Source organism: Candidatus Desulfolinea nitratireducens (genome assembly GCF_982879505.1).
On the sequence record NZ_CEYOSI010000043.1, the window covers coordinates 14,728 to 19,280 of the forward strand.

4 protein-coding genes and 1 pseudogene are annotated in these 4,553 nt (G+C 46.5%); 2 read left to right on the top strand and 3 right to left on the bottom strand.

Going from position 1 to position 4,553, the window contains the following annotated elements; translation table 11 throughout:
- Positions 1-836: MFS transporter (locus tag AC3DOM_RS05720; RefSeq protein ID WP_487918067.1), on the bottom strand; the 836-nt coding region annotated here is incomplete at its 3' end.
- A gap of 226 nt (positions 837-1,062) precedes the next feature.
- On the bottom strand, positions 1,063-1,758 hold the full coding sequence (locus tag AC3DOM_RS05725; RefSeq protein ID WP_487918068.1) for a metal-dependent transcriptional regulator: 696 nt from the start codon (positions 1,756-1,758) through the stop codon (positions 1,063-1,065).
- 152 nt (positions 1,759-1,910) lie between these two features.
- Here AC3DOM_RS05725 and AC3DOM_RS05730 point away from each other — a divergent pair, with 152 nt between their 5' ends.
- Entirely contained in the window at positions 1,911-2,741 is an 831-nt protein-coding gene (locus tag AC3DOM_RS05730; RefSeq protein ID WP_487918069.1) for an FTR1 family iron permease, read from the top strand.
- Between the two features lie 206 nt (positions 2,742-2,947).
- Positions 2,948-3,994 carry a uroporphyrinogen decarboxylase/cobalamine-independent methonine synthase family protein gene (locus AC3DOM_RS05735; protein WP_487918070.1) on the top strand — a complete coding sequence of 349 codons (1,047 nt, stop codon included), beginning with the start codon at positions 2,948-2,950 and terminating at the stop codon, positions 3,992-3,994.
- A gap of 70 nt (positions 3,995-4,064) precedes the next feature.
- Here AC3DOM_RS05735 and AC3DOM_RS05740 read toward each other — a convergent pair.
- Positions 4,065-4,484 (bottom strand): annotated as a pseudogene (locus AC3DOM_RS05740) (class I SAM-dependent methyltransferase); the annotation flags it as partial.
- Between the last annotated feature and the right edge of the window lie 69 nt (positions 4,485-4,553).

The window sequence follows — 4,553 nt, forward strand, 5'->3', positions numbered from 1 at the left end:
AAACTGGCTGCAGCCTGCCCTTCAGTCAGGCCCTTGGCGGTGAATATCGGTAGCAGGTTGAAGGTGATCGCGGTCGCAATGGCCGCCCAGGCAAACCAGGAGAGAGTCAAAATCCAATAAGCACGTGTACGCATGGCTTCTTTGAGATTGAATTCATTCTCTGGGATCTTAGAATTTACTGGTTGCAGGCCATTTGACGAACCATTCCCATCGATGGTCTGACCGATTTCTTCAGGACGGTTGATATAGAAAAAATAAACAATTGGAATCAGAATCAGGAATACACTGGCACCAGCTATCATATAGGTCCTTCGCCAGCCGACCACACCGATTAGTGCGAGAATACTTACGGGGACCACACTAATCATCAGGTTGACAACCACATTTTTGATTCCGGAGACAGAACCTAATTTATCCCGAAACCACATTGGCAACATATTCACAGAGAGCAATTCCAGCGCACCTTGACCGAGCATCCGCAAAAAGAAAAAAGACAGGAATAAGATCGGCAAAGAATTGGCCTGGGAAATGAATACGCAGGCCAGGCTGAATAAACTGGCAATAATAAAGAGCGCCTTGCGAATGCCAATCCGGTCAGCCATCTGGCCGATAAAGGTCTGGGGTAAGGAGGCCAGAACCGTGCCGAACATATAGGCACCAGTAAGCTGGGTCAGGCTGAGATTGAGCGTTTCCCGCAAGGAGGGGTTGAAGACCGATACCATATAAGTCTGGCCAGGGCTGGTGAAGAAAGCCGCCAGGGTAGAGATAGGCAGGATGATCCAGCCGTAAAAGACGTTGGTCCTTTTGGCCAACCAGGTATTAATTTTGGGTCGCATGTTGGTCGTGGGTACTCCTTTGAATCCCGCCAGAAATATAAAAAAAAGAATGGGTCGCCTGTTTTGCCAGCCGAGCTTGGAAGTATACTGGATTCTGATTTCTACAACAATCCGAAATTCCCCATGGCAGTTCTAATTGTTGGTAAAAGCATGATCTAATGCAAGATAACTGTGGATGACAAAATCTCCGAATTTATGCGGAGATTTTGCGACACACTCTTTGATTTTATGGAGAGGGGAATTCTACAAAAATATGCTCGGCTGTGGAAGAACCAAGTGTGACAGGGCTGCCCTCGATTTCAATCGTCAAGGTTTTGTTGAAAGGTAAAATTTCCACCACTTGTGCTTTTTGGCCGGGCGCAATCCTGTTTTTCCCAAGGAAACCAAGCAGATCCTGGTTATCTTCCACAAATTCATGAATCCTGCGGATTATAACTTCTTGGCTAACAGGGATTTCAATCAAGGGTACCCAATCTTTAGTTAGGTCCTCATGCCCGGGAAATGGGTTGCCATGTGGGCATAATTTTGGGTTATCCAAAATTTCAATCATCCGCTCCTCAAGTTTGGGGGAGATCGCATGTTCGATATGATGCGCCTCATCATGCGTTTCAAAAATAGGCAGTTTAAAAATTTTCACCAGGAGCCATTCGGTCAGCATATGACGGCGGATTACCGAATAGGCCGCCTCACGTCCGGTTTCAGTAAGATGGATTTCTCTGCGACTCTGGCCAGTGATCCATTTGTCTCGTCCCATACGCCGTAAAGTCATGGTCACGGTGGCCGGAGCAACGCCCATCAGTTCGGCCAGGCGAGCAGCAACTATTTCACCGAAATCACGCTCCATGACATGCATCGTCATCAAATAATCTTCGATGGTGGGGGTAGGTCGTGAAGCTTTTTTGAATTTTTCAGGTTGTGACATAGCTCACCCGGGGCTTGTGATAATAGTTATATTGAGATTATAATAAAAGTTAGTGTATACTAACGTTTGCTATAAGAAATGGCTAAGTCCATTTTAACACAATCAAATTGGGCAGGCAAGAAAGAGCTACCCATACTTTATTGGAGGCAATAATGTTGGCAAGTTTACTTTTATCGTTACGAGAGGGTCTCGAAGCAGCTCTCATCATTGGGATTGTACTCGGTGTTTTAGTGAAGCTAAAGCGGACGGATTTAAGCAAGACTGTTTGGGCTGGAGCGGGAATTGCTGCTCTTGCAAGCCTGTTGGCTGCAATACTGCTCAACCTGCTTGGCATGGAATTTGAAGGCCGCAGCGAGGAAATCTTTGAGGGTGTCGCCATGTTACTGGCAGCCGGGGTGTTGACCTGGATGATCTTCTGGATGCATAATTCAGCCGATAATCTTAAAACAGAGATTGAAAAGCAGACAAAAGAGGCGGCGCTGGGAAAAGGTAAAAAGGCGCTCTTTATCTTAGCTTTTCTTGCCGTTTTTCGCGAAGGAATTGAATTGGCTCTTTTCCTCCTGGCAGTTCAACAAACAGCCAGCCCGGTTCAAACCCTGTTGGGAGCGGTTCTGGGTCTAGCTGGTGCAGCCGTTCTGGGGTTATTCCTCTTCAGCTCAACCCGTAAGCTTGATCTAAAAAGCTTCTTCAAAGTCACAAATATTTTATTGATCATATTTGCGGCTGGCCTGGTTGGCTATGGCGTTCATGAACTTAATGAAGCAGGCATTATTCCTTCAGTAATTGAACATGTCTGGGATATCAACCCTATTCTTAGTGATAAAGGTCAAATTGGTTTATTGCTGAAAGCTCTTGTAGGATATAACGGCAATCCATCCTTAACAGAAGTGATCGCGTACCTGGCTTATCTGGGTGCCATCGCAACCTACGTATTTACCCGCCCACAACCTGTTTGGACAGTTGAGCCAAGCCCAACAGCATAAATTCAGACTTATCGCTATATACCAGACTGGGCTAACTGGATAAAGAAGCCAAATAAAAGTGGTGTCGCCGATGGAGGTGACATCACTTTTTGCTTTATGCTGACACTATTTCCAATCAGAGTTATTTGCGGGAAAAATATTCCCATGAATGTGAGATCAGGTTATGATAATCCTTATATACCCGCAATATCTTTAAAGGAGAGCAGGTGCCTGAATTCAATTATCTCACCACCCACGTCGGCTCAGTGCCGCATTTGGAAGCAGAAAGGCTAACCAGCCAACTCAATTCCCTCCTGGATATTCCCTCCTGGCTGCAACTGACGCGTCGTGATTTTCGCGAGAATATTTATACACAATACGCACCCACACTTCCCGGAGCGGTTGTGGACGAAGAAAAAGAAAAAGCCCACATCGACACAGGCTCTCCCAATTTTGATGCAGAACTGGAAAGCTTTTATCAATCCATTATTGACGATAATACCGATGCATTTGCGCTGCACCCAGACTACGCCCAGGGATTTTACGCATTACTCGACTCGCTTAAATCCTATTCATCCACATATGTTAAAGGGCAGGTGATGGGCCCGATCAGCTTCGGTCTTACCGTCACCGATCAGGATGGGCGGGCCTGTTTATATAACGAAATGCTGGTGGATGTGCTCATCAAGCATATGACTTTCAATGCCCGTTGGCAGGTGAGCCAATTGAAAAATATCAGCGAGCAAGTGATCCTCTTTGTAGACGAGCCTTATATGGCCTCCTTCGGCTCGGCTTATGTCAGCTTGAGCAAAGAGCAGGTCATCATTTGGCTGGACGAAGTCTACGAGGCGTTGCATACCGCCGGGGCGATCACCGGAACTCACTGCTGCGGTAATACCGATTGGGGGGTGCTGCTTGGTACGCAAGTCGATATCCTCAATCTGGATGCCTATAGTTTTATCGAAAATCTGGCGCTCTACCCTGTGGAATTGCGGGGATTTCTGGATCGTGGCGGGGCAATCTGCTGGGGATTGATCCCGAATAACGAGCAGATATTTAACGAGACGCCCCAATCGCTGGCGAAAAAATTGCAAGACGGGATCAAGTTGATCTCCGAGAAGGCTGCGAAACGTGGAATCACCATCCACCCGGATGAATTCGCCTCCCGCAGTCTAGTCGCACCCGCCTGTGGACTTGGGTCTGCCACCGTTGAAATAGCGGATCGGGTCTTTGATGTTCTCGGTGAGACAGGCGCTATTTTGAAAAAGGGGTAATTTCAAAAGAAATATAACTTAGGCGTAAAGGGTTATGTACCATCTCCCTGAGGGAGAGGGCGGAGATTTCTTATTTTGGCGAAGCCGATACAAATCTAAAATGGGCTGTCATTGACCCGATCAGGGAACCATTCTCATCTGTCAGGAATTTTTTTTCGATCTCTTCATTGTCTAAATGGTCGATCATTTTCAATCCGCGATCTGCCAAAAAGGATTCCGCTATGCCCTCATCAATCGCAAAGAGGAGTGCTTCGTCGCCATGTTCTTTCTTCATCGTTTCGAAGAAACCAGCCACTCCAAAAGCATCAGCATTCTCATCTGTTAACGGAACAACGTAATCAAAGGCAAGCAAGCTTTCGGGATGAGAGAAATCACGTACAAAGCCCAGCGTTGCATCCACAGAATCGGCTTCGAGATAATAGCTGACCCCTTCCCAGATAAAGAGAGTCTTTTTATCAGAATCATAACCGGCGCTCTCCAGTACATCCTTTAATGATTCTGTATTAACTCATGTTACGCAGTTCTGTAGTCGATAACGAGCTAAAATCAGGTCAAGGAG

Bases quoted from the DNA above. Each gene is read 5' to 3' on its own strand.
- AC3DOM_RS05730 (WP_487918069.1), top strand. From the start codon at position 1,911: ATGTTGGCAAGTTTACTTTTATCGTTACGAGAGGGTCTCGAAGCAGCT.
- AC3DOM_RS05725 (WP_487918068.1), bottom strand. From the start codon at position 1,758: ATGTCACAACCTGAAAAATTCAAAAAAGCTTCACGACCTACCCCCACC.